Below are 24,282 nucleotides of genomic sequence, written 5' to 3'. Positions count from 1 at the left end.
CGCTGACACGCGCTACTGGTCGATAACCACTGTTCCGTCTCTGTTCGTTCGACTCTGCTCGCATCCTTAATTTTTATTCACTTCGTAGTTGTAGCCCTGCGTATGTACATCGGAGTGCTCACTGTCCCACTCGGGAACGAATCACTCGACGACGCGCTCGACTACCTGTCGGGTATCGGTGTCGACGGCGTCGAACTCGGCGTCGGCGGGTGGCCCGGCGAAGACCACGTCGAACGAACCGCCGTCCTCGGCGACGACGACGCGCAGGCCGACCTGCTCGCCGCCGTCGAGGAACGAGACATGCAAATCAGCGCGCTGGCGACGCACAACAACCCGCTCCATCCGGACGGGGAGACGGCCGCCGAAGCGGACGAAGAACTCCGCGAGGCCATCGAACTGGCCGACGCCCTCGGTGTCGATACCGTCACCTGTTTCTCCGGACTGCCGGCGGGCGGCCCGAACGACGAGGTGCCGAACTGGATTACGGCCCCGTGGCCGACAGAGCACGCCGACGCCCACGACTACCAGTGGGAGGTTGCAATCGACTACTGGGGTGACCTCGCCGAGTTCGCCGACGACCACGGCGTCGATATGGCGATCGAGATGCACCCCAACATGCTCGTCTACGAACCGACGGGCATGCTGCGCCTGCGCGAAGCGACCAACGAGCGCATCGGTGCGAACTTCGACCCATCGCACCTCTACTGGCAGGACGTCGACATCACCGAAGCCATTCGCTTCCTCGGCGACCACGACGCCATCCACCACTTCCACGCCAAGGACACGAAGGTGTACGACCACCACGCGAAGGTTAAAGGCGTCCTCGACACCACCTCCTACGCCGACACGGCCGACCGCTCGTGGCTCTTCCGCTCTATCGGCTACGGCCACGGCGAAGAACACTGGAAAGACGTCGTCTCGACGCTTCGGATGGTCGGCTACGAGGGCGCACTCTCCATCGAGCACGAAGACGCGCTCACCTCCTCGAACGAGGGACTCGAGAAGGCCGTCGACGTGCTCTCGCGCGCCGTCTTCGAGACGCAACCCGGCGACGCCTACTGGGCGGAGTGATTCACGATGAGCGACTCCAACTCTCCATCTGAACCCCTCAAAGTCGGCGTCCTCGGCTACCGCTTCATGGGCAAAGCCCACTCGAACGCCCTCGCTCGCCTCCCGATGTTCTTCCCCGAGGCACCCGACGTAGAGCGAACGGTCATAATCGGCCGCGACGAGGACGCCCTCGCCGACGCCGCCGAGAGATTCGGCTTCGAATCGACCGCCACCGACTGGCGCGACGTGATAGACGACGTGGACGTCTTCTACAACCTCGGTCCGAACCACCTCCACGCCGAACCCTCTATCGCCGCGCTCGAAGCGGGCAAACACGTCTTCTGCGAGAAACCGCTCGCACCGACGCTCGACGAGGCCGAAGCGATGCGCGACGCCGCCCGCGACGCCGACGGCGTGGCCGGGTGTGCGTTCAACTACCGGTTCGTCCCGGCAATCCAGTACGCGAAGGGCCTCATCGAAGACGGCGAACTCGGTGAGATTCACCACGTGCGCGGCCGCTATCTCCAAGATTGGCTCGTCGACCCCGAAGCGCCGTGGGCGTGGCGCATGGACAAAGACCTCGCCGGGTCCGGCGCACTCGGTGACCTCGGCGCGCACACAGTAGACCTCGCTCGGTTCCTCGTCGGTGAGGTTGCTGGCGACATCGAACGCGTCTCTGGGCACCTCCAGACGTTCGTCGACGAACGTCCCGTTCCCGACACGGACGAGTACAAACCGGTCACCGTGGACGACGCTTACACCGCGCAGGCCGAGTTCGAAAACGGCGCTGTCGGGTCGTTCGAGGCGTCACGTTTCGCCAACGGCCACAAGAACGACCACACTATCGAGATTCACGGGTCCGAAGGAAGCCTCAAATTCTCGCTCGAACGCCTCAACGAGTTAGAGGTGAAGACCGGCGATTCGCGAGGCTACGAGACGGTGCTCGTCACCGACGAATCCGACCCGTACGTGGACCACTGGTGGCCACCGGGCCACGTCATCGGGTGGGAACACACCTTCGTCCACGAGAACTACGAGTTCCTGACAGCCGTCGCAGAGCGTCGCTCTGCGGGCAGCCGGACGCAGTCCGGCGACAGCAACAAAGGTGGCGAGTTCCACCCGTCGTTCGAAGACGCCTACGAGGTACAGGAGATTCTCGACGCCATCGAGCGCTCCGACGCGTCTGGCGAGTGGGTTACTCTCGAATAGAAGGGTTCCGTCCGCGACTCAGAACTCGACGACGCCTTCGTCGGTGATGACCTGGTCGATGAGTTCGACCGGTGTCGAGTCGTAGGCAGGGTTCTCTAACTCGATGCCTTCGACGGGTTCGAGCATGACCTCGCTCGGCGAGCGAATCTCGTTTTCGAAGCGGAAGCCGCTATCGACGATTTTGGCACTCGACCCGACGACGGTGATTGGAACACCGAGACGGTTTGCCGTCGCGGCGAGCGGGAACGTGCCGACGCGGTTGTAGAGCGTCTCGTCGACGATGCAGTCCATGCCGATGATGACTCGGTCGCACTTTCCGAGGAACATGCCGGACGCGCCGTCGACCATCAGGTGTGGTTCGACGCCGTCGATGGCGGCGAGTTCGCGGGCGAACTTCCGGCCGAGGAATCGCGGACGCGCTTCCGTGACGTAGGCAGTCAGTTCTGCACCGTCGGCAACGGCGAGTTCGACCGCTTCCATCACGGTCGACGAGTAGTCGTGCGTGAGGAAGGTGTCGCCGTCTTCGAGGGCACCGGCCGCGTTCTGGGCGGCACGACGCTTCCCCATCTCGACGCTCTCGACGACGCGGTCGATGGTGTCGAGCGTGAGTTCTCGGGCTTCCTCGAAGGAGTCTGTCGCACCCAGAACAGTTCGGAGAACGTCCTGTAAGGCGTTGTAGAGCGACGCGTGCGACGGGTTCGCGCGCTTGAGGGCGCTGACGTTCCGTTCGAGGTCACGTTCGAACTCCTCGACGGTCGCGTAGTCGCGGTCGGTCAGCTCCGCGAGCGACCGTGTTGCCTTGACGGCGACGACCGAGGAGCTGTGTGTCTGCATCTCTCGAATCTCCTCGATGGTCTCGTCTATCATACGAGAACCTCACCGTATCGTGTGAAAGAGTTTCCGGGACAGTGGTCGACGTGTCAGTTCTCCGGGTCTGCGTCTGGCGACGACCCACTGTCGCCGGCGTCGGTCCGCTTCGCGTAGACGTACAGCGCGATGGCGGTCACGAACCAGATGACTGCGCCGACGCGGATGGCGAACGCCGCGCGAGCGCCCCACGTCGGGAGCGTAGCGTTCAACGAGAGGAGCGCCACGATGGGTGACCCGACGAGAATCGTCGTGACGAAGGTCATCTGCATGACCCACCCGAAGTCGACGCCGTCCGGATTCGTTCGCTCGACTGGTTGCACGAGTGGAGCTATTCGGGTGGGGGCTAATGCGTGCCGGTTCCGGTCGAGACAGCAGTAGCAACGAGGCGATGAGACCGACGTAACCACGACGCGGTGAGACACAAAGGGTGATGCTGATAAACCGCACCTGCGAACGGCCTGCATGGTCACGGTACGGTCCCTTCGGACGAAGGCTGGCACTGAGCCAATCACGATGCTCACGGCGTACGACGCGCCGACGGCACGCATCGTCGACGACGCGGGTATCGACATCATCCTCGTCGGGGACAGCGTCGGGAACACGTCGCTCGGGCACGAATCGACGCTCCCGGTGACAGTCGACGAGATGCAAAGCCGGACGGCAGCAGTGGCGCGAGCGACGGACGACGCGCTCGTCGTCGCTGATATGCCGTTTCTCTCGTTCGGAGTGGACGACGCATCGAGTATCGAAAACTGTGGTCGGATGCTCAAAGAGGCGAACGCGGACGCGGTCAAACTCGAAAGCGGCCCCCACACCGTCGAGTTGACCGAACGACTCGTCCAACTCGGCATCCCCGTGATGGCACATCTCGGTCTCACACCACAGCGCGTCAAGGAAGTCGGCTACAGTCGCCAGGGCACTGACCGAGACAGCGCTCGCGAGATTATCGACTTGGCGAAAGCACACGCCGAGGCAGGCGCGTTCTCACTCGTCTTGGAACACGTCCCTGCGAACGTCGCAACACAGGTGACCGAGGCAATCGACATCCCGACGATTGGCATCGGCGCGGGTGGCGACTGCGACGGCCAGGTGCTCGTCATCGACGACGTCATCGGCATGAGCGACCGTGTCCCACCGTTTGCCGCGCAGTTCGGAGACGTCAAATCCGAGATGGAGAAGGCGGTTGGTGCGTACCGAGACGCCGTCGAATCCGGCGAGTTCCCTGCTGAGGAACACAGTCACGTCGAAGACGAGTTAGACGAACTCTACTGAGAACCCGGTGAGACCGACCGGCAGACCGAACCGCAGTCTGCTTACTCGACGTGCCGGTCGAGGAACGATTTCAGCGCTGTATTGAACGCTTGCGGCTGTTCTAACATGGCTAGATGTGCGGCGTCTTCTATCGTCGCCAGTTCGCAGTTCGGTATCTCGTCGACGAAGTACTCGTGGTACGACGGCGGGGTCAGACGGTCGTACTCACCGACGAGAGCGAGCGTCGGGACAGTAATCTCGGCGATTTCGTCGCGGACATCGAACGTGTGACACGAGCGGAAGTCACGGTTGGTGACGGCCTGCCCGGCGTCGTACATCGCCTCTTTCGACCCGTCTATGAGACGCTCGTCGTCACCGTGGAACAGTTTGTCCTCGCCGTGGAGGAACGAGACTGCGCGTTCGAAGTCGTCGTCGAGCCAGTCGAGTAAGTCGTCGAGGACGGCGAGTTTCGCGCCGGTTCCTGCGAGGACGAGTGCGTCGACGTCGAGGTCACGTTCCAGTGCGAGCGTCAAGACGACCGCACCACCGAGGGAGTTCCCGACGAGTACGCTCGCGTCGGTTGCCTCGGCGACGGCGACGACGTCGTCCACGTACGCCGAGAGTGCCTCGTATCCCGCGTCGGCGTCGACGTCGTCGCTCTCGCCGTGGCCGCTCAAGTCCAGTGCGGCGACAGGGTAGTCTCGGGCGAGACGGAACTGTCCGCGCCAGACGGCGTGTGAGCCACCGCTCCCGTGGACACACAGTACCGTCGGTCCGTCACCACCCGCGTCTCGTAGTCGATAGGCCGTCGTCCGTCCCTGGTGGTCCACCGTAGCCGCGTCCATAGCGTGTGCTTCGTCACCACGTGAGATTAAACCCCTACGACACAGCCCGGCAGCGTGTGCAGTGGTGACAACGAGCCACTAGTTTGACGTTACTTCCCCGCGAACTCTACTCGAGGTACGATGAGTGTGAACCGCAATACAACCGTATCGTGTGTATTACCCTGTCGTCACCCGATTTACTGGGGCAAAGTTTAAATACTATGAACGCTAACCTTGAGTTAGACTTATCATGAGCATGCAGCAATTCACCGGCGGAAACGAGCGGTTCATTCGCCGGTACGAATACGAAGACAGCTGGGTCATCGCCGCCGACATCGGCCTCTCGGAGGACGAAATCGACGTCGATATCGTCGGCTCGACGGCGATCGTCGTCGCCGACGTTGGCGGGCGCACGACCGAGACGGAGTTCGAACTCCCGGCCGGCGGCGACGCCGACGTGTTCGTGAACAACGGCGTGCTCACCATCACCATCCAGAAATAAATGAAACTCACTGTCAAACCACTGAAACAGAAAGACGCCGGTCGAGGACTCGCCGCTATCGACCGTGCGGCAGTCGCCGAACTCGACCTCGAAGGAGGGGACTTCATCCGCATCGAAGGCCCCAGCAACGCCACCGCTATCGCGCGGGTCTGGCCGGGATACCCGGAAGACCAGGGGACGAATATCATCCGTATCGACGGCCGACTTCGCCAGCAGGCCGGCGTCGGTATCGACGACCGAGTCGAAGTCGAGAAAGCTGACGTCAAACCCGCCAAGCGCGTCACCATCGCGCTCCCGCAGAACCTCCGTATCGGCGGCAACATCGGGACGTACATCCGCGACAAACTCTCTGGGCAACCCGTCACGAAAGGCCAGAACGTCCAACTTCCGCTCGGATTCGGCTTCATGAGCGCGTCCAGTCAGTCGGTTCCCATCAAAATCGCCTCCACCGACCCCGCTGGAACCGTCGTCGTCACCGACAGCACCGAGTTCCAGGTGAGCCAGAAGCCTGCCGAACAGATAAAAGACACCGCGCCCTCCACCGGTGACGGGCCGTCTATCACCTACGAAGATATCGGTGGCCTCGACAAGGAACTCGAACAGGTTCGGGAGATGATCGAACTCCCGATGCGCCACCCGGAACTGTTCAAGCGCCTCGGTATCGAACCGCCGAAAGGCGTGCTCCTCCACGGCCCGCCGGGGACGGGGAAGACGCTCATCGCGAAAGCCGTCGCGAACGAAATCGACGCGTCGTTCCACACCATCTCCGGTCCGGAGATTATGTCGAAGTACTACGGCGAGTCCGAAGAACAACTCCGCGAAATCTTCGAAGAGGCGACCGAGAACTCGCCGGCAATCGTCTTCATCGACGAGATAGACTCCATCGCCCCCAAACGGAGCGAAGCAGGTGGCGACGTCGAACGCCGCGTCGTCGCCCAGCTCCTCTCGTTGATGGACGGCCTGGACGAACGCGGTGAAGTCGTCGTCATCGGGGCGACCAACCGCGTCGACGCCATCGACACCGCGCTCCGTCGTGGTGGCCGGTTCGACCGCGAAATCGAAATCGGTGTTCCGGACCGCGACGGCCGCAAGGAGATTCTGCAGGTCCACACACGGAACATGCCCCTCGCTGACGGCATCGACCTCGACGAGTACGCCGACAGCACCCACGGGTTCGTCGGTGCGGACCTCGAATCACTCGCCAAAGAGTCCGCGATGCACGCCCTGCGTCGCATCCGCCCGGAAATCGACTTAGACGCCGAGGAGATCGACGCCGAAATTCTCGAAAACCTCCGCGTCACCGAGGACGACTTCAAGCAGGCCAGAAAGAGCATCGAACCGTCGGCGCTCCGCGAGGTGTTCGTCGAAGTCCCGGACGTGACGTGGGAAGACGTGGGTGGTCTCGAAGGCACCAAAGAGCGTCTCCGCGAGACCATCCAGTGGCCGCTCGAATACCCTGAAGTGTTCCAGGCTATGGACATGGACGCCGCCAAGGGTGTCTTGATGTACGGCCCGCCGGGGACGGGGAAGACCCTCCTCGCGAAAGCCGTCGCCAACGAGGCGGAGTCGAACTTCATCTCCATCAAAGGGCCGGAACTCCTCAACAAGTTCGTCGGCGAGTCCGAAAAGGGCGTCCGCGAAGTGTTCAAGAAGGCGCGTGAGAACGCCCCGACGGTGGTGTTCTTCGACGAAATCGACTCTATCGCGACCGAACGCGGCCGCGATTCGTCGAGTTCTGGCGTCACCGAACGCGTCGTCTCCCAACTCCTGACCGAGTTGGACGGCCTCGAAGCACTCGAAGACGTGGTCGTCATCGCGACGACGAACCGGCCGGACCTCATCGACTCGGCGCTCTTGCGTCCGGGTCGCCTGGACCGCCACGTCCACGTTCCCGTCCCCGACGAGGAAGCACGGCGCGCCATCCTCGACGTCCACACTCGGGACAAACCGCTGGCCGACGACGTGGACCTGGACAAGGTCGCGTCGAAGACCGAGGGCTACGTCGGTGCCGACATCGAAGCGCTCGCACGCGAAGCGTCGATGAACGCCTCCCGAGAGTTCATCCAGAGCGTCAAAAAGGAAGAAATCGACGAGAGCATCGGAAACGTCCGCGTGACGATGGAGCACTTCGAGAACGCCCTCGACGAAATTGGCCCCAGCGTCACCGACGACGTCCGCCGTCGCTACGAAGAGATAGAAGAACGCTTCCAGAAGAGCGAAGTCGAACGGGACCGCGATACCGAAATCGGCCGAACCTTCCAGTAGACGCTCTCTTTTCGTCCGGTCTTTCTCGACTGTCCGCTCGGTGTGTGAGTCTCTCGAACCGACACGTTCATATCACTCGTGTCTGCTACGTAGTGGTACCCACTGCGATAGATACTAAATTCTCAACTAGCTACGCGTTTATTTCACCGGAAATGCGGTGTGTCTCTCCCTGTTTGTAAAGATGCTACTCGGAGCGTAGTACACAGTTGTCGCGACGAACCACGAGGGGACCGGCTCCGACGTGGGGTCAGGCGTCGATGTCTGCGAGGATGGCCTCGGCGTGTCCCTCGGGGGAGACACCCTCGTAGACGTGTTCTATCGTTCCCGCAGGTCCGACGACGTACGTGTTTCGGAAGACGCCGTCGAACGTGTTTCCGAACATGTTCTTTTCGCCGTACGAGTCGTACTTCGCCGAGACTGTCCCGTCTTCGTCGGAGAGCAGTGAGAAGGGAAGGTCGTACTTCTCGGCGAACGAATCGAGGTCCGAGACGGGGTCGTCGCTGATACCGAGGACCGTGACGTCACGGTCGGTGAACTCGTCCCACGCGTCGCGGAAGCCACAGGCTTCGGTCGTACAGCCGGGGGTGTCGGCACGCGGGTAGAAGTAGACGACGACGTGTTCGCCGCGGAAGTCGGAGAGCGAGACGCTGTCGCCGTGTTGGTCTGTGAGTTCGAAGTCGGGGGCGCCGTCACCGATAGCGAGCATGTCTCTCGTTTCGGACGGTGAGAAGAAGGATGTTTCCTACTCGAGTCTCTCTGCGGCACCACGTTCGACGAGTGGGCCTGCGTTGGCCGACGGGAGCGTCACCACGTCTTCTTCGGCGAGGTCGTACTCTCGTTCGTCTACACCGAGGATGGTCCCCACGTCGGCGGTGATACGGACTGTCTCGCGGTCGTCGACGAGGCCAGAAAGTGGGTCGTCGGAGGACGTGGTCTCTGCGTCCATACCGGTCGATGGGGTCGCCGATGGTTCTCCAGTGGCCGCGTCGGTGGCAGGAGTGTCGTCTGGAGCGATATCGTCGGCAGCAGTGTCGTCGGCAGCGGTGTCGTCGCCGAGGATTGCCCGTGCTTCGTCTGCCGGGCGGTCGCTTTTCGGCGACTCACTGCTCTCGTCTCCGTCCTCGGTGGCCGACGACGATGGTCCGTCCGAACTGCCACCCATCGCGTCGGCGAGAACGTCGCCTGCGTCGTCGGTGTCCGTTGTGGACGCCGCCTGCTCTGGGTCGGGTTCGTCCGGGGGTATCACTGGGTCAGACGACGGTGTTTCGGAGATGTCGGATTCGGACTGGTAAATCGGGGTGTCGTCCGGAACCGCCGGTTCGTCTGTCGAGTCGGTGTGTTCGGTGACGGCCGTTTCGGAAGGGTCGCTCGCAGCCACGTCTTCGAGCGTCGAGAGCACCGTGTTTCGGTTCTGCTCGATTCGCCCGACGAGGTCTTCGAAGAGGCGTTTTTCTTCGTGAGTGAGCCCCTCCGTCGAAGAAGACATCCCGGCGGCCGCGAAACTCGCTGCCTTGACGACTTTGCCGACGCGTCGTTCGTAAATCGAGATGACGACTTCTTCGGCCGTCTCGATTTCGTCGGTGATGCGTCGAATCTCTGGCGAGTAGTGCGTGCCGAGTTCCTCGGCCTTCCGGTTGCGCATCGCCTTCTGCTGGGCGATGAACTCCGCGACGTCCTCGTAGAACGACTCGCGGAGTTGCTGCAAGCTATCTTTCTGTCGCTCCGTCCGCAGCACACTCCTGAGGTCGTCTACGTTCATTCTGTCACCTTCTCTGCTCGACCACGGGCCATGAGGAACACGCCGAGGCTTTCGCGTACTGATTGGACGCCCGACTGAAGTGTAAAGCTATCGTCATCGAACCTCACGGCACCGGGGTCGGTGACCTCGACGGTGATGTCACGCCCACGGAAGCGGTCCGGGACGGCGTCGACCAGTGGGTCGAACGATTCGATTTCGTCTCTGTCGAGCGGTTCGACGACGAGTCCAGACCCGCCGTGGAGGCTCTTCGGGAGGCGAATCAGGCGTTTCGTGTCCGTCGTCACGGGTTCGTCTATCGGCGACGTCTCTTCACCAATCGTCTCGTGTGCGAGCGCGTCCACGAGTGTTCGGACACCGGGGCCGCCTGCTTCGACGTTCCCTTCGCGGATTGCGTCAGGGTTGTTCCGGAACGCACCGAGGATGGTGTTCGCGCGGCCGTCACCGATACCGTCGAGTTCTTTCAACTGTTCGAGTGCCGCCTCTTCTTCCATCCCCATCAGGCCGTCGACGAACTCGAGGAGTCGCTGGTGGGTCCGCCGCCCCCATCCGCCTTCCGTGCGGAGGACTCGGCGCGTCGTCGTCCCGTGTTGGCGCGTCTCGATGAGGCCGTCTACGTCCAGGTCGATAGCGCGGATGTAATCGACGACCTCGCGTCGGGCCTCACTGTCGAGGCCACGAACCGACTCGTCGCGGACGTGGACGTGGTAGCCACGCCCACCGGAGAAGACGGCTTGCATCTCCTCGAACGCGAAGTCGGTTTCGAGGATGTCGAGAAGGTCCAAGAGTGCCTGTTTGCCCGCTTCGAGCATCTCTGCGTAGGACGTCGTTTCCGGGTCGACGCCGGGGAGGTGGTCGGCGTCGATGTCGAACACCAGGTCCGCCTCGCGCCACTCTTTGTCCTCCATCGACGCCGCGCCGGGGTCGGCGAATCGGGCCGACGAGAAGTAGACGTGCCGGGGCGCGCTCCGAGCGAGATAATCGCTCAACTCTCCGAGGTCGAGTAACGACTGGTGGCGGTGCATCCGTGTCCCGCCGGCAGACCACGGGATGACGCCCCACTCCCGTTCGTTCGGTGCGGGTGGGAGCGGGATGTCGGTGCTCCGGTAGTAATCACCGAAGCGACCTTCGAGGTACTCGCGTGTGCGCCCGTCCATACACCCCGGATTCCGGAGGGGTGGATAAAGCGATTACGCCTCCGGGCCTCCGTGGGCGGACATCTCACGGGGGAATCCGACACGATATGCTCTATGTTCGTGTTTTTTGTACACTCGCGCGCGCGGAAACAGTATATTATGTGAACGAGGTTACACTACTTACTCTACGAACGAAATCATACTACTTACTATACGAACGAAGTCACACCGACCGACGTGGATGGTGACACCGAGAACCTCCTCGGTTCGAGTGACGATTTCGGCAAACAGAATGGCGACACCCCGTACCCACTACCGAAATGACATCTTTCGGGAGAGATCGAACTCTCCCGTCGACTAACCGTTCGAGGAGTCGAATCGGGGAAACGTTAAGTTTCAGTACACTGAACTTACTCACCAAGTGTAGTCCACCGCTCGCCGAACGGTCTGCGGATTGCCGAATATACTGACAGTCAGTTTACTACAACAGCGGTAGTAGCCGTCACCAAAACTATAAATAATCACTAATTCTACAGTACAAACTGTAATGGTTGATGCTGACTCTCGCAAGGGCAAGCGGAATGGCGTCTCTCGCCGCAGCTTCGTGAAAGCTGCAGGCGCGTCAGGTGTCGCAGCAGGACTGGCCGGTTGTATCAGTACAGGCGGCGGCGACAGCGACGATGGTGGCAACGGTGGCACCGAAACCGAAGCGGACACCGACACCCCAATCGACACCGAGGAAACGACGGAAGATATCACCATCCAGATGGCCGTCGACACTCGTTTCGGCGACGCCGAGGCTGAAATCCAGCAGGCACTCTACGACGCTGGTCTCCCGGAGAACATCTCCATCGAGGCCATCGCCGGGTCGCAGGTTACCGACAACCGTCAGGCACAGTACCAGCAGTGGCTGAACGGTGGCCGTGAAGAGCCTGTTCTCCTCATGATGGACAGTGGATGGACTGTTCCGTTCATCGCGCGGGACCAACTGCAGAACCTCTCGCAGTCGCTCCCGCAGGATATGATCGACAACATCGAGAACAACTACTTCGGTGCCAGCGTCTCGACGGCGAAGGGCGCAGACGGCGACCTCTACGGGCAACCGTTCTTCCCCGACTTCCCGACGATGCAGTACCGCAAGGACCTGCTCCGGAACGCGGGCTACACCGACGAAGACTTCGACACGTGGGCGACCGAGTCCATGTCGTGGGAGGAGTTCTCGAAGATTACGAAGGAGGCCATGGAGGCCAACTCCGACATCGAATACGGGTACACGTTCCAGGCCGACGTCTACGAAGGCCTCTCGTGCTGTGACTTCAACGAGTTCATGACCTCGTGGGGTGGCGCGTACTTCGGTGGCCGCGAGAACCTCTTCGGACCCATCGGCGACCGCCCGGTTACGGTCGACGAGGAACCCGTCCTCAACGCCATCCGGATGGTGCGCACGATGATTCACGGCGAAGACGACGAGCACGCTCTCGACGGAATCACGGGTGACATCGCACCCGAAGCAGTCCTGCAGTGGACCGAAGAGACGTCCCGAAAGCCGTTCACCGACGGCAACGCCATCATGCACCGCAACTGGCCGTACTCCATCAACATCAACGGTGCCGACGACGTCTTCGGCGAAGACCTCGGTGTCATGCCGATTCCGTACGGTGTCACGCCGGAGGAAGCCCAGTACGAGGGCACTGGTGGCCCCGTCGCTGCGCTCGGTGGCTGGCACTTCACGATGAACCCGAACGCACCGGACGAACAGAAGCAGGCTGCAGTCCAGGTCCTGCGTGCGATGCAGGACGAGCAGTTCATGCTCGACGTCTTCGAAATCGTCGGCTGGATTCCGCCAAAGCCGGACCTCCTCGGCTCCGACCGTGCACGTGAAGTCCCTGTCATCGGCCGATACATGGACCAACTGCGCGTCGCTGGCGAGAACGCGATTCCGCGCCCGGTCACCGTCGTGTGGCCGCAGCAGTCCGGTAAGATCTCGCAAGAGGTCAACAACGCGATGGCCCGAGACAAGTCGCCCGAAGAGGCGATGTCCGACTTGAAGACTCAGCTCGAGCAGATCGAGCAGAGCGCCGCATAAACTCCGTCTTGGGTAAGACGTAATAACACCCACATACGTTATTAATTGTCATGGCTACAGAACAACAATCGGGGGAGGCACTTTCTGAGTCTCGACGCTCGGGTCCGTACGCGTCAGCCGTCAACTGGATGGAGGCGCTCTCGGAGACGCAGTTCGCGTATCTGCTTCTGACGCCCGCACTCATCCTCTTGGGGGTAATCGCGCTCTATCCGCTGGCGACGACGTTCAGCATGTCGCTGTTCGCAGACCAGCTGACGGGGAGCGCACGACTGGGTGAGTTCGTCGGACTGCAGAACTACATCGACCTGATCACCGGTGCGCGAGACTTCGCACTACCGTCGGCCTTCCTTCCGACGTTCACGACACAGTTCCCGTTCGTAACAGACATCTACTCGAGTGCGCTGATGGTGACGCTCATCTTCACCGTGTTTAGTGTGCTCTTCGAAACGCTCATCGGCTTCGGACAGGCACTCATCTTAGACCAGGACTTCCGTGGTCGACGATGGGTCCGCGTCGCCATCATCATCCCGTGGGCAGTTCCCATCGTCATTCAGGGGATGATTTGGTATCTGATGTTCCAGCCGAACATCGGGTTCCTCGTCGGCACGACCGACAATCCGGCGCTGTTGAACCAACTCGGCTTCATCGGAACGACGCCCCTGCGCGACACCGCAGACTCGCTGTTCCTCATCATCGTGGCCGACGTCTGGAAGACGTCAGCGTTCATGGCGCTGCTCATCCTCGCAGGGATGCAGAGTATCGACCGTTCGCTGTACGACGTGGCGAAGGTCGCCGGCGCGTCGCGCTGGCAGCAGTTCAAACTGATTACCTTCCCGCTCATCCTGCCGACGGTGCTGGTCGCGATGCTGTTCCGCACCATCGACGCGATGCGTGTCTACGGTATCATCGAGACGATGGCAGGATGTCAGACCGTGCCGTCGCTCTCGTGTCTCGTCGTCACGACGTTCAACGCACCGCTGTACGGGACCTCAGCGACAGTCGCGTTCATCACTGCCGGTATCATCGGTATCGTGGTCTCGGTGTACATCGTGAACTTCGCCAGTGAGGGAATCTAAGATGTCCAACGAAAGCTCCGGAATCGGCCTCGGTTCCGACGACGCAGAGATGAAACGCGGACCACTCGGACGCTGGGTCAACAAAGCCATCAAGAACCCGGACAGAGCCTACCGTTCGATGTTCTACGTCGCGACGGTGTTCTTCCTGGTCACGACCCTGTTCCCGTTCTACTGGCTCTTGGTCATCGCACTCACACCGAACCGTCTCATCTCGAACATGGGGCTACTCCCGAAGGGGTTCAACCCCGAGGTGTTCATCACCATGTTCGAACGGGTGCCGTTCCACCTGTACATGTTCAACAGCTTCGTGTTGGGCATCACGACGACGGTCATCGTGTTACTGTTGGCGAGTCTCGCGGGGTACGTATTCGGACGCCTCCGCTTCCCTGGGAAGAGCTTCTTGATGCTCGGCATCCTGGCTATCTCGTACTTCCCGCCAGCGGCGTTCCTCATCCCGCTGTTCGAGTTGTTCACCGGTAACACCGCCATCAGCATCGGCTTCATCACCGTCTCGTCGCCGGACCTGTTCAACACGCCGGCACCGATGGTGTTCCCGTTCAGCGCGCTGTTCTTGCCGCTGTCCATCTTCATCCTCACGACCTTCTACGGGCAGATTCCCGACGGGTTGGAGGACGCAGCACGGGTCGAAGGGACCACGCGTCTCGGAGCGCTCTTCCGCGTCATCGTGCCGCTTTCGGCACCCGGTGTGGCGACCGCAGGAGTGCTCACGTTCATCGCCGTGTACAACGAGTTCTTCTTCTCGTTCTTGATGAACAACGGTGAGGCCTCCTCGTGGGCACCGATCGTCGCTGGTATCTTGAAATATCAAGGCCAGTTCGACACGCCGTACAACCTGATGGCCGCTGCTTCTATCGTGGGGGTCTTACCCGTGGCCATCCTTGTCATCATCGCACAGGAACGTATCGTCAGCGGACTAACTGCAGGAGCACTGAAGGAGTAACCATGGGAGACGTCAAACTCGAACACGTAAGCAAGCACTACGACGACGTAACGGCTGTCGACGACATGAACCTCGACATCAACGACGGCGAATTTATCTGCCTCGTTGGTCCCTCGGGATGTGGCAAGTCGACGACGATGGAGATGATTGCGGGACTGACCATCCCCTCGGAGGGGAAGGTCTTCATCGGTGACCGCGAGGTCACCAACCTCCCGCCGAAGGACCGCGGGGTGGCGATGGTGTTCCAGAACATCGCGCTGTTCCCCCACATGGACGTGTACGACAACATCTCGTTCGGCCTTCGGCTCCGCAACTACGACAAAGAGGAGATCGAACGGCGCGTCAACCGCGCCGCAGACGTCGTCCAACTCGAAGGCATGCTCGAACGCATGCCCGACGAGATGTCCGGTGGCCAACGTCAGCGCGTCGCTATCGCCCGTGCTATCGTACGCAACCCCGGCGTCTTCCTGATGGACGAACCGCTCGCAAACCTCGACGCGAAACTCCGCGTCCACATGCGAACGGAACTCCAGCGCCTGCACAAGGAACTGGATACGACCATCATCTACGTCACCCACGACCAGGCAGAGGCGATGACGATGTCCGACCGCATCGCCGTCATCGACTCCGGCCAACTCCAGCAGATCGACCCACCGTTGGTCTGTTACAACGAACCCGCGAACCTGTTCGTCGCCGGGTTCATCGGGTCGCCGTCGATGAACTTCCTCGACGGAGAAGTCACCGAAGACGGATTCGTCTCACAGAACATCGACGTCGAGTTCGACCCGGCAAACCTCGGTGTCGAAGTCGGGAGAGACGTCACGCTGGGCATCCGCCCGGAAGACGTCTACCTCATCGAAGACGAGCACCTCGTGACGAACCCCAGCCACGAAATCGACGCGATGACGGACGTGCTGGAACCGATGGGTGACGAGATATTCGTCTACCTGAAACTCGAAGAGGACGCAGAGACGCACCTCGACGAGGACGCCGTCGCGACGAACGACCAACTGCTGATGAGTGTCGCACCCGACACCGACATCGAAGAAGACAAAGACGTCAGCGTGCTGCTCGACCGCTCGAAGGTCCACCTCTTCGACACGGAGACGGGCAAGGCCATCAGCCACGGTATCGAAAGCGGCATCCAGGCGAGCGAACCGACCGGCACGGAAGCCGAAAGCGACGACTGAACCGTCGGCGCTCCCACACAACGTTTATTCGACGCAACCCATTTCACACACCCATGGTCAACGAACTCGGCTGGTTCTACATCGGCGGGATGACGGTCCTGTTTTTCTTCTGGGCCTACGGAATCGTCTCGTTCCTCCTCGACTTGAAGAACAAGTTCATTCCGAAAGGCCGGCAGTATCTCCGTGGCCGTCGCAGGATAAAAGAGAAGGAACGACGCGAGAAAGAACGCGAAGAACGCGAAGAACAACTCTACTGAGTTAGACAGCCTTCGCCGTTTGGACACTCTTCGCCGTCTCCTGATTTCGACCTCCCGCCGGCCAGTGGTTCTCGTCGACTTCTCTGCCGATTCTGGTAAAACAGCCTAAAGAACGTGAAACTTAACACCTACAGTAGTTAATAATTAGTCCATGAGTACAGCGTCATCGGTCCGGGTCGGAATCGTCGGACTCGGTAACATCGGGCACCACCACGCTGACCGCCTCGTCGACCTCGGTGCGACGCTCGTCGGCGGTCTCGACATTCAAGCGGACGCACGCCGGCGGTTCGCAGAGAAGTACGACGTGAACACCTACGAGGAGAAAGCGGAACTGTTCGACGAAGTCGACGCCGTCATCATCACGACGCCGAACCGGTTCCACGAAGAGTACGCCGTCTCGGCCCTCGACGCTGGCCTCGACGTACTCTTAGAAAAGCCCCTCGCACACTCGCTGGAATCTGCCGAACGCATCGCCGAGGCCGCAGACCGAGCGGATGGCTTCTGTATGGTCGGCTTCAACAACCGCTTTGCGAACCCGGTGGAAGTCTTCCGGCACCACTACGAAGCGGGTCGCTTCGGTGACATCACCCACGTCGAAGCGAACTACGTCCGCCGTCGCGGCATCCCCGGCCGTGGGTCGTGGTTCACCTCGAAGGATATCGCCGGCGGTGGCGCGCTCATCGACATCGGCGTCCACGCAATCGACCTCGCACTCTACTTCCTCGACTTCCCGGACGTCGTCGAAGTCTCCGGTGTCACTCGCTCGGAGTTCGGTGGCAAAGACGACTACACGTTCGTCGAGATGTGGGGTGACGACGTCGGCCCAGAGGGATTCGACGTAGACGACTCCGCCAGCGCGTTCATCCGAACTGACGAAGGCACGACTATCTCTCTGGAAGTCGCGTGGGCGACGAATCGCCCCACCAACGACGAGTTCTTCCTCCGCGGAACCGAAGGTGGTGCACGATTCGACCGTGCCAGCCAAGACCTGCAGTTCTACGAAGGTGGCGTCGGTGGCGGCAACCATCTCTCGACTGTCGACGTCGAGACGCAGACCAACGACACCCACAAATCCGAACAGGGACTGTTCGTCGAGGCAGTCGCTGCCGGCGAAGCCCCCGGCCGAAACACGGTCGAACAGGGCCTCGCGGTCCAGCGCGTCATCGACGCAATCTATCGCTCCTCTGAGACAGGGCGTTCGGTACGCCTCGATACCGTCGAGACGTCGCCAACGAACTGACGACCCAAACACCGAAACACCCACAACCTAAATTTTCCACACATGTCCGTCATCGATTCACTGAAACGAACCGAACACACCGGTGAGAATCGGTGTCTTCCGTGTACAGTCGTCAATGCCGCAGTCGTCGCCATCGTCGGACTCGCACTCGGCGTGTTGTGGATTCCCGCCGGGTTCGTCGCCCTCGCAGTCGGCGCCGTCTTGGTCTACCTCCGTGGCTACGTCGTCCCCGGAACGCCGTCGTTCGCGCCACGACTCGTCGCAGCGGTCGGTCTCAGCGGCGTCTTCGAACACGACGACGAGTCGCAGCCTCGACAGTCCGAGACGCTCGACGCCAACGTGGACCCGGACGTGATGCTCTCTACGCTTCTCGACGCTGGCGTCCTCGTCGAACGTGAAGACGGTCTGTTCCTCGCGGACGACGCACGCGACGACTGGGAGTCCACGATGGCGACGCTTCGAAAGGCGTCAGACGACGAACTGGCAGACGCCGTCGACGCGGCGCTCCCGTTCGAGTCAGACGTGGCCGCCGAGTTCGACGGCATCTCCATCGAGGGGCCGTCGATGTCCGTCTGGATTTCCCGCCCGCAGGCTATCGCAGACGTGGCGACGCTCCTCGCCGTCACCGAACGCGGCGTCGACCCGATGGTCTCTCTCGCCGCGACCGAACCGCTCCGGATGTTCACCGAAATCTGTCCTGACTGCGGCGCCCCCGTCGAAGAGACGACGGTACGGAACTGCTGTGGTGGAACCGCAGGCATCTACGACTCGCCGGAACACGAAGTCCTGGGCTGTGCAGAGTGTGGCGCAGTCGTCTACGAGTTCGGCGACGAGTAAGACGCGATTTCGCGACAGAACACCCCGCGAACGAATCGAGACGGGTCAGGTCGGGGACGGCGATTCGAGTCGAGGATGGTGGTTCGAGACGGAGACGGCGATTCGAGTCGAGGATGGTGGTTCGAACCCGGCCTTGTGATTCGAACCAGATACGGCGGTTCGAACCCGGCCGATAGCCCGACGATTTTCGGAGAACGTCAGTTGGTGAGTTAGTCGAACTGCTCGCGGTCTGGAACCTCGCCGAGGCCCAGGAGAATCTCTTGACCTTCGATGTCTTCGAGTGCCGCCACGAGTCCACCGACTTCGACGACGCCTTCGTCGGTTTCGATGTGCAGCGACGCGACTTCTTCGGTGTCCTCGAAGGCAGTCTCGATGACGCGTCCTTCGACGACGATGGGGTTGCCAGTCTCGACGTCGCGTCCGGAGACGGAGGCGTAGAAGTCGCCTTCTATCTCACGGATGTCCTTGACGGCGCGACGAATGGAGGCGTAGCGACGCGGGAAGGGGCGGCGCTTGCCAGTCGAGACGATGGTCTCTGCGGTGGACCACAGCACCGTCCCGAAGAACCCGCTGACGAGGAAGCCGAGTGCAGACCGGTTGAAGATGACGCCGTACCGGTCGCGGTCGTCGCGCAGGGCGTCCTGCGTCGCGTAGATGGAGTACTCACCGTCTGCGACGGCGAGGACCGGCGAGGTGATACCACGGCGTGCGCGGGCGATAGTCGCCACGTCGAGGTAGTTGAACTCGTCCGGGTCGGGCGCTCGCGAGGCGGGGGTGACCAGCAGGTCGATACTGACACCGCTATCGATAGCAGCGGCGAGGTCGTCGCGGAAGCGACGGAGTAGGTCGGGCGTCAACGACAACACGAGTTCGTACTCCGCAGACTCGACGATCTCTTCGATGTAGCGGAGGATAGTCGAACGCGACTTGACGAGCGAGACGGCCTCGGTGTCGCGTGCGGGCGCGGTGTAGCGCGCCTCCAGTTCCTCGATGAGTTCGTCGAGCGAGCTCTTGACGTTCGAGAAGGCGTCTTCGGGGTCGACCGCGACGATCTTCATCGGGCGCGATTCGCGGAGTTCGACGAGTCCGCGGTCCGAGAGACTTCGAACCGTGTCGTACACACGCGGTTGCGGAATGCTGGTTCGGTCCGCAATCTCGCTCGCGGTCAACTGTCCGTGTTCGAGGACGGCCAGATACGCGTCTATCTCGTACTCGCCGAGGCTGAAGCGCTCGCCGACGCGCTCCATGGTAAGCCGAAGTTCGTCAGCCATATTCGTGACGTCTCACGCATCCCCTAAGTCATTTACTGATATCCGAGTAGCACCGAATTTCGAAAACCGGTGGTATCTTTTTGACCAACTGTCAGCTTCCCCCGTTTCGTCTTCGCGCACCTCACCGTCGCCTCACATGTACATTCGGTCTTCCGGGAGTTCCGACTCACTCTCCTCTAGTCTGTCGGCGAGTTCTGCGTAGTACTGCCGTACCTCGTCTGCGAACGACTCGAGCGGGTGGGAGTCGACGCCCAACTCGTACACCTCGTTTACCGCGTCGACGAGTCTGATTGCCGCTTCGACGTCCGGAACTTGTGCGTGGACTGGCGTGACGTAGACACCGACACCGAGGGGAGAGCCGATACCGCGCTCGACCAGCGCCGCGTTCGTTCCACCGAAGAACCCCCGCCCCATCGGCGGGATGTCCACGGTCTGGAGTCGTGCCTCGCGGTAGTCGTCGGTTGCGACGTAGAACGCGCGGTGTTCGTCCGGGCCGTGGGCGATCGGCACGCCCGCGAGTACGGCAATCTCCTGCACGCCGTTTTGTTCCATCCAGTCGAGGATGGTGTTGCTGAACGCCATCCCGTAGTCGGCGGGGACGAACAACTCTCCGACGAGGATAGTCACGTCGAGGTCGGGTCGAGAGAACAGTCGCGTGTGGTGTCGAGGGCGGCCCTCCAGAAACGGCGTCACCGACGGTAACCCCTCGACGGTGAGATGTCCCGTCTCTTCGAGTTCGAGGTAGTCGACGATGAAGTCGGCGGCGGTCAGCCCGGCGAGTCCGAACGACGAGAACCCCGCGATGAGCACCTGACTCGGCTCTTCGTCGTGACTGATGTGGAAGTTCGGGTGAGACGTCGCTGTGTGGTCCATAGCCAATACTACGCAGCAGTGACAGATAGCCGTTGGCCGCATCCTGAACCACCGGAGTGACAACCCTTTTTTTAGCTGTCTACGTTGCGGAGTCTATGCACGGAGTCGAAGGAGTGGCAGACGCCGTGGTGGCTGTCGGTGGAAGCGTCCCGGTCGCGGGAGCGAATACCGTCTTCGCCCCACTCCAATCCGGACTCGTGACGCCCCCGGAGTTCGTTCCGGACTATCTGCTCTTTCCCGGTTGGCAGTACGTAGTTGCAGTCGTCGTCCTCTTCTTGAGCGTCGTCGTCTCGAAGTACGTCGTCCGCTTGCTTGGCCGCCCCGTCGCTCGGCAGTTCACCCGTCAGAGCGTCGCACAGACCGTCCTCCGTATCGTCCGTCTGTCCGTCTTTCTCGCCGGTTCTGTCGTCGCGGCGAACCTCCTCGGCTTCGAACTCGGAAACATCGTCCTCTCGGTGACGGTGTTCTCGGCCGTCCTCGGTATCGTTCTCGCGCCCATCGTCGGGAGTATCATCAACGGTGTGTTCGTCCTCGTCGACCAGCCTTACGAAATCGGAGACATGATAGAACTCGACGACGGCACTCGCGGGTTCGTCGACGAGATAAATCTGAGTTACACGAAGATGTTCACCCTCGACAACACCTTCTTGGTCATGCCGAACTCGAACATCCGTGACCGAGACGTCATCAACTACTCCGCCGAAGACGAGCGAACCCGGATGACACTCGACGTGCTCGTCACCTACGAGTCGGACCTCGACCGGGCCCGTGAGTTGATAGAACTGGCCGCCCGCGACTGTGACCAGGTCCTCGAAGGTGGGCCTGACATCCGCGTCGGCAGCGCCCGCTACCCGGCGAAACCGACCGCCTACATCGCCTCGTACGCCGACAACGGCGTCCTCCTCCGACTGCGCTACTGGGCGTCGAAACCGTACAAGATGCCGCGTATCCAGTCGGACGTGCAGACGCGCCTGTGGAACCTACTCGGAGAGTCAGACGCGAACGTCGAGTTCGCCTACCCCCACACGCACGTCGTCTTCGACGACACGAGTGGGTCGCTCCGAATCGGCGACGGGGGAGAGAACGCACGGCACGCAGTCGCGTCGCCGCCGTCTGACGGTGGCGAGTCTGAGACGGTGGACAGCGACGCAGAATAGCGGCGGGTAACGGACGCAGAATAACGGGAGACGGCAACGGGGAATAGCGGTGGGTAACGGACGCAGAATAACGGTGGACGGCGACGCAGAATAACGGGAGACGGCGACGCAGAGTAGCAGGCTTCGTTCAGTGGTCGGCGCGGACGGTGATGACCGTGGCTTCGAGTTTCTCTCGGAGGAACATATCGATGTCCGGGTCGTCGAGGAACCGCCGAAGCATTCGCCGCCAGCGACTCGCCTGTTTCGACCCGATGACGACGATATCGGCGTCTTCGGCGGCGACCTCTTCCAGGATGGTCTCTTCGACGAGGAACCCTTTTCTGACGACGTACCGGGCACGGACGAGCGGTCCGAACTCGCGTTCGACGGCGCGTTTGAGGTCGGTCCGCGTGACGCCGCGATTCGACTGATAGAGGTCGACGTGGAGGACCGTCAACTCGGCGTCGCGTTCTCTGGCGATTCGGACTGCCTCTTCGAGTGTCGCCCGAGAGTGCTTGGAGAGCGGATATCGGACCGGCACCACGACCCGTGTCATATTCAAGACACACTCACTGGGTGTGCGTCAACCTTTCCTTCTCGGACGGGTTGGCCGACGCTCTATGCGTGCGCACACGGGACACGCACCACGAGACTCCGCATCAGTCGCCTGTCTGTGGGGCCGTCCGTCGCTCGATTCGTCCTTCGGTGGCCGCGTCGAACCCGACTTCGCGGGCGTAGCGTGCGAGTACTTCGTGTTGAATGTCGAATTCGCCAGCGCGGTGGGCCTGTGTCACCGCCGGGAACTCCTGTGTACTGTGGAGGACGTAATCACTCGTCGCAAGCGTGTACAGTCTGTCAGGGTCGATTGGCTCACCATCGACCGTCGCCTCGACGACTTCGTCTCGGTCGTCGTCCCAGACGATTCGTGCGCCACTGACGTGTGCGTGCCACCACTCGGGTTCACCGAATCCCATGACAGACCCACGAGCCGCGTTGAAGACTGCGAGCAGTTCGTCTCCCGTCACCTCCGCGACGACGAGGTGCTCTTCGAAGGGGACGAGACTCACGAGGTCTGCGTGCGTCACGTCGGGTCCGATTGGCGGCCCTGACCTGATACCACCGCTGTTTTGGAGGCCGACGTCTGCGCCAGTTGCCCATCGGTAGGCGTCGGCGATGGCGTTGCCGACGCGGCACTCGCCGGCGGCAACCGTCTCTTCGGACCGGTCCATCGGACGCTCGATTCGACAGAGCACTTCGTCGAGTCCGGCGGCGTCGACGCGGCCGACGAGCGCGGCCACGAGCGAGTCGTTCGGGCGGTACTCCGCAGTTCGGTGTCGGACCGTCTCGACTCGCTCGCCATCGATTCGAACCTCCCAGACGACGTGGCCGTTCGCACCTGGTCTGACGATTGGGACGCCGTCGACGACGTCGTCGCGTTCGGCGTGGACGTGGCCGCCGAGGACGACGTCCACGTCGCATCGGCGGGCGAGTTCGTCGTCGCCGCTGCCGAGGTGTGAGAGCGCGACGATGACGTCTGCACCGGCCTCACGGAGGGCGCTCGTCGCCTCGGCCGCCGCCTCGTAGGGGTCGCCGAACGTGAGGTCGACCGCTTCCGGATTGATAGACCCCGTGGTTGGGTCGGTGACGCCGAAGAATCCAAGCGTCACACCGTCTACCTCGTGGGTCGTCCACGGGATTGCGCCTTCGGCGGCGGCGAATCGGTCGCCCGCCTCGTCGTGGATGTTACAAGAGACCCACGTGGGGCGACTCGCGGCGACGAGTTCGCGGGCGCGGTTCACCCCGTAGTCGAACTCGTGGTTACCGAACGTTTCGTAGTCGGCGTCGATGGCGTCGTAGAAATCCAGCGCCTGGCCGCCCCGTTCGACCAGCGACAGGACGCCGGGAGCCGTTGTGTCGCCCGTTCCGACGACGAGCGTATCGTCGTCGTCGAGCACAGAGACACAGCCGGCGAGACGACCAGCACGCTCGGGGTCGTCGAAGACGTTCTCGATATCAGAGTAGTGGAGGAGGCGAGGCATTCGCTTTTCGTATGTGGGGGTTCGGTCGAACAAGAAGCCGTCGGGATACGTCACACTCGAGGAAGCCGGTGGGTCACCGACCGGCCGAGTGGTCGCCGTTTGGCTGAGTGGTCACCGACCGAGTCGTCATCGACCGGGCCCTCGTCGGAACCTCCCCCGGTGGTCGGTTACTCGCCTTCTTTCCCTTGCAGTTCGAACGCTACCTCGACTTCTGCTTGGTACTCTCTGTTCTCTACGGACGCGATTTCGACGCCGAGTTCTTTCACTTCGACCCACTTGACCCCGGCGAGGGTCTCCTCTGCTCGGTCGATTGCGTCGTCGACTGCCGCGTCGAAACTTTCGTTACTCCGACCGATGAGGGTGATTTTCTTGAACACCATCTCGCCTGACCATTCGTCTTACTATCACAAATAATCGTCCCCGTTGTCACGAGGAGACGGCGTCTCGGTTCGG

At 61.7% G+C, this 24,282-nt stretch carries 24 protein-coding genes; 13 read left to right on the top strand and 11 right to left on the bottom strand.

The genetic code is table 11. From position 1 onward, the window contains the following. Nucleotides 1-102: 102 nt before the first annotated feature. Nucleotides 103-1,071, top strand: coding sequence for a sugar phosphate isomerase/epimerase family protein (locus GJR99_RS14920; RefSeq protein WP_151113542.1), 969 nt, complete (start codon nucleotides 103-105; stop codon nucleotides 1,069-1,071). Between the two features lie 6 nt (nucleotides 1,072-1,077). Beyond that, on the top strand, nucleotides 1,078-2,259 hold the full coding sequence (locus GJR99_RS14915; RefSeq protein WP_151113540.1) for a Gfo/Idh/MocA family protein: 1,182 nt from the start codon (nucleotides 1,078-1,080) through the stop codon (nucleotides 2,257-2,259). A gap of 18 nt (nucleotides 2,260-2,277) precedes the next feature. Here the strand turns inward: GJR99_RS14915 and GJR99_RS14910 are convergent, their stop codons facing one another. Further along, complete coding sequence (locus GJR99_RS14910; protein WP_151113538.1) at nucleotides 2,278-3,126, bottom strand: translation initiation factor eIF-2B; 849 nt, start codon at nucleotides 3,124-3,126, stop codon at nucleotides 2,278-2,280. Nucleotides 3,127-3,179: 53 nt separating this feature from the next. Next, nucleotides 3,180-3,449 carry a DUF5822 domain-containing protein gene (locus GJR99_RS14905; RefSeq protein ID WP_151113536.1) on the bottom strand — a complete coding sequence of 90 codons (270 nt, stop codon included), beginning with the start codon at nucleotides 3,447-3,449 and terminating at the stop codon, nucleotides 3,180-3,182. A 142-nt stretch (nucleotides 3,450-3,591) separates the two neighbouring features. On the opposite strand from GJR99_RS14905, the gene panB reads away from it, so the two are divergent. Beyond that, on the top strand, nucleotides 3,592-4,401 hold the full coding sequence (gene panB / locus GJR99_RS14900; RefSeq protein ID WP_151113534.1) for a 3-methyl-2-oxobutanoate hydroxymethyltransferase: 810 nt from the start codon (nucleotides 3,592-3,594) through the stop codon (nucleotides 4,399-4,401). Nucleotides 4,402-4,442: 41 nt separating this feature from the next. On the opposite strand, the gene GJR99_RS14895 is transcribed toward panB, so the two are convergent. Continuing rightward, nucleotides 4,443-5,225, bottom strand: coding sequence for an alpha/beta fold hydrolase (locus tag GJR99_RS14895; protein ID WP_151113532.1), 783 nt, complete (start codon nucleotides 5,223-5,225; stop codon nucleotides 4,443-4,445). A 229-nt stretch (nucleotides 5,226-5,454) separates the two neighbouring features. Here GJR99_RS14895 and GJR99_RS14890 point away from each other — a divergent pair, with 229 nt between their 5' ends. Further along, nucleotides 5,455-5,706 carry an Hsp20/alpha crystallin family protein gene (locus GJR99_RS14890; protein ID WP_191967137.1) on the top strand — a complete coding sequence of 84 codons (252 nt, stop codon included), beginning with the start codon at nucleotides 5,455-5,457 and terminating at the stop codon, nucleotides 5,704-5,706. Then, the gene (locus tag GJR99_RS14885) at nucleotides 5,707-7,971 is read left to right on the top strand and encodes a CDC48 family AAA ATPase (RefSeq protein WP_151113529.1); all 2,265 of its coding nucleotides are present in this window, start codon (nucleotides 5,707-5,709) and stop codon (nucleotides 7,969-7,971) included. 247 nt (nucleotides 7,972-8,218) lie between these two features. Here GJR99_RS14885 and bcp read toward each other — a convergent pair whose 3' ends face one another. From bcp to priS, 3 genes are read right to left on the bottom strand one after another with little or no spacing between them, the layout of a single operon-like run. Next, nucleotides 8,219-8,677 (bottom strand): thioredoxin-dependent thiol peroxidase, encoded by a 459-nt coding sequence (bcp, locus tag GJR99_RS14880; RefSeq protein WP_151113527.1) that lies wholly within the window; start codon nucleotides 8,675-8,677, stop codon nucleotides 8,219-8,221. Nucleotides 8,678-8,713: 36 nt separating this feature from the next. Continuing rightward, complete coding sequence (locus GJR99_RS14875; protein WP_151113525.1) at nucleotides 8,714-9,730, bottom strand: DNA replication protein; 1,017 nt, start codon at nucleotides 9,728-9,730, stop codon at nucleotides 8,714-8,716. Then, nucleotides 9,727-10,884, bottom strand: coding sequence for a DNA primase small subunit PriS (priS, locus tag GJR99_RS14870; protein WP_151113523.1), 1,158 nt, complete (start codon nucleotides 10,882-10,884; stop codon nucleotides 9,727-9,729). Before priS ends, GJR99_RS14875 begins: the two co-directional genes overlap by 4 nt. 526 nt (nucleotides 10,885-11,410) lie before the next feature. Here priS and GJR99_RS14865 point away from each other — a divergent pair. The 7 genes from GJR99_RS14865 to GJR99_RS14835 all read left to right on the top strand — a co-directional run bounded on the left by GJR99_RS14865 (nucleotide 11,411) and on the right by GJR99_RS14835 (nucleotide 18,510). Then, nucleotides 11,411-12,949, top strand: a complete 1,539-nt coding sequence (locus GJR99_RS14865) for an extracellular solute-binding protein (protein ID WP_151113521.1) — start codon at nucleotides 11,411-11,413, stop codon at nucleotides 12,947-12,949. 128 nt (nucleotides 12,950-13,077) lie between these two features. Further along, the gene (locus GJR99_RS14860) at nucleotides 13,078-14,025 is read left to right on the top strand and encodes a carbohydrate ABC transporter permease (protein WP_191967156.1); all 948 of its coding nucleotides are present in this window, start codon (nucleotides 13,078-13,080) and stop codon (nucleotides 14,023-14,025) included. Nucleotide 14,026: 1 nt separating this feature from the next. Beyond that, nucleotides 14,027-14,986, top strand: coding sequence for a carbohydrate ABC transporter permease (locus GJR99_RS14855; RefSeq protein WP_151113517.1), 960 nt, complete (start codon nucleotides 14,027-14,029; stop codon nucleotides 14,984-14,986). Nucleotides 14,987-14,988: 2 nt separating this feature from the next. Then, nucleotides 14,989-16,176 (top strand): ABC transporter ATP-binding protein, encoded by a 1,188-nt coding sequence (locus GJR99_RS14850; protein ID WP_151113515.1) that lies wholly within the window; start codon nucleotides 14,989-14,991, stop codon nucleotides 16,174-16,176. A gap of 53 nt (nucleotides 16,177-16,229) precedes the next feature. After that, on the top strand, nucleotides 16,230-16,433 hold the full coding sequence (locus tag GJR99_RS14845) for a hypothetical protein (protein ID WP_151113513.1): 204 nt from the start codon (nucleotides 16,230-16,232) through the stop codon (nucleotides 16,431-16,433). 151 nt (nucleotides 16,434-16,584) lie between these two features. Beyond that, nucleotides 16,585-17,673, top strand: a complete 1,089-nt coding sequence (locus GJR99_RS14840) for a Gfo/Idh/MocA family protein (protein ID WP_151113511.1) — start codon at nucleotides 16,585-16,587, stop codon at nucleotides 17,671-17,673. A 42-nt stretch (nucleotides 17,674-17,715) separates the two neighbouring features. After that, nucleotides 17,716-18,510: a hypothetical protein gene (locus tag GJR99_RS14835; protein ID WP_151113509.1), complete on the top strand. Its 795-nt coding sequence runs from the start codon at nucleotides 17,716-17,718 to the stop codon at nucleotides 18,508-18,510. A 209-nt stretch (nucleotides 18,511-18,719) separates the two neighbouring features. On the opposite strand, the gene trmB is transcribed toward GJR99_RS14835, so the two are convergent. Continuing rightward, complete coding sequence (trmB, locus tag GJR99_RS14830; RefSeq protein WP_151113507.1) at nucleotides 18,720-19,781, bottom strand: HTH-type sugar sensing transcriptional regulator TrmB; 1,062 nt, start codon at nucleotides 19,779-19,781, stop codon at nucleotides 18,720-18,722. 132 nt (nucleotides 19,782-19,913) lie between these two features. Then, complete coding sequence (locus tag GJR99_RS14825) at nucleotides 19,914-20,654, bottom strand: proteasome assembly chaperone family protein (RefSeq protein WP_151113505.1); 741 nt, start codon at nucleotides 20,652-20,654, stop codon at nucleotides 19,914-19,916. Nucleotides 20,655-20,749: 95 nt separating this feature from the next. Here GJR99_RS14825 and GJR99_RS14820 point away from each other — a divergent pair, with 95 nt between their 5' ends. After that, a complete protein-coding gene (locus GJR99_RS14820; protein ID WP_151113503.1) occupies nucleotides 20,750-21,811 on the top strand; it encodes a mechanosensitive ion channel family protein in 1,062 nt (353 codons plus the stop codon). A gap of 127 nt (nucleotides 21,812-21,938) precedes the next feature. Here the strand turns inward: GJR99_RS14820 and GJR99_RS14815 are convergent, their stop codons facing one another. From GJR99_RS14815 to GJR99_RS14805, 3 genes are all read right to left on the bottom strand, one after another. Beyond that, nucleotides 21,939-22,346, bottom strand: a complete 408-nt coding sequence (locus tag GJR99_RS14815) for a universal stress protein (protein WP_151113500.1) — start codon at nucleotides 22,344-22,346, stop codon at nucleotides 21,939-21,941. A gap of 103 nt (nucleotides 22,347-22,449) precedes the next feature. Beyond that, nucleotides 22,450-23,829, bottom strand: coding sequence for a bifunctional metallophosphatase/5'-nucleotidase (locus GJR99_RS14810; protein ID WP_151113499.1), 1,380 nt, complete (start codon nucleotides 23,827-23,829; stop codon nucleotides 22,450-22,452). A gap of 167 nt (nucleotides 23,830-23,996) precedes the next feature. After that, nucleotides 23,997-24,209, bottom strand: coding sequence for a dodecin (locus tag GJR99_RS14805; RefSeq protein ID WP_151113497.1), 213 nt, complete (start codon nucleotides 24,207-24,209; stop codon nucleotides 23,997-23,999). Nucleotides 24,210-24,282: the final 73 nt, after the last annotated feature.

Source organism: Haloferax marinum, from assembly GCF_009674625.1.
Lineage (GTDB): Archaea > Halobacteriota > Halobacteria > Halobacteriales > Haloferacaceae > Haloferax > Haloferax marinum.
The sequence above is the reverse complement of the archived record's forward strand: the minus strand, read 5'-3'. Positions and strand labels throughout refer to the sequence as shown.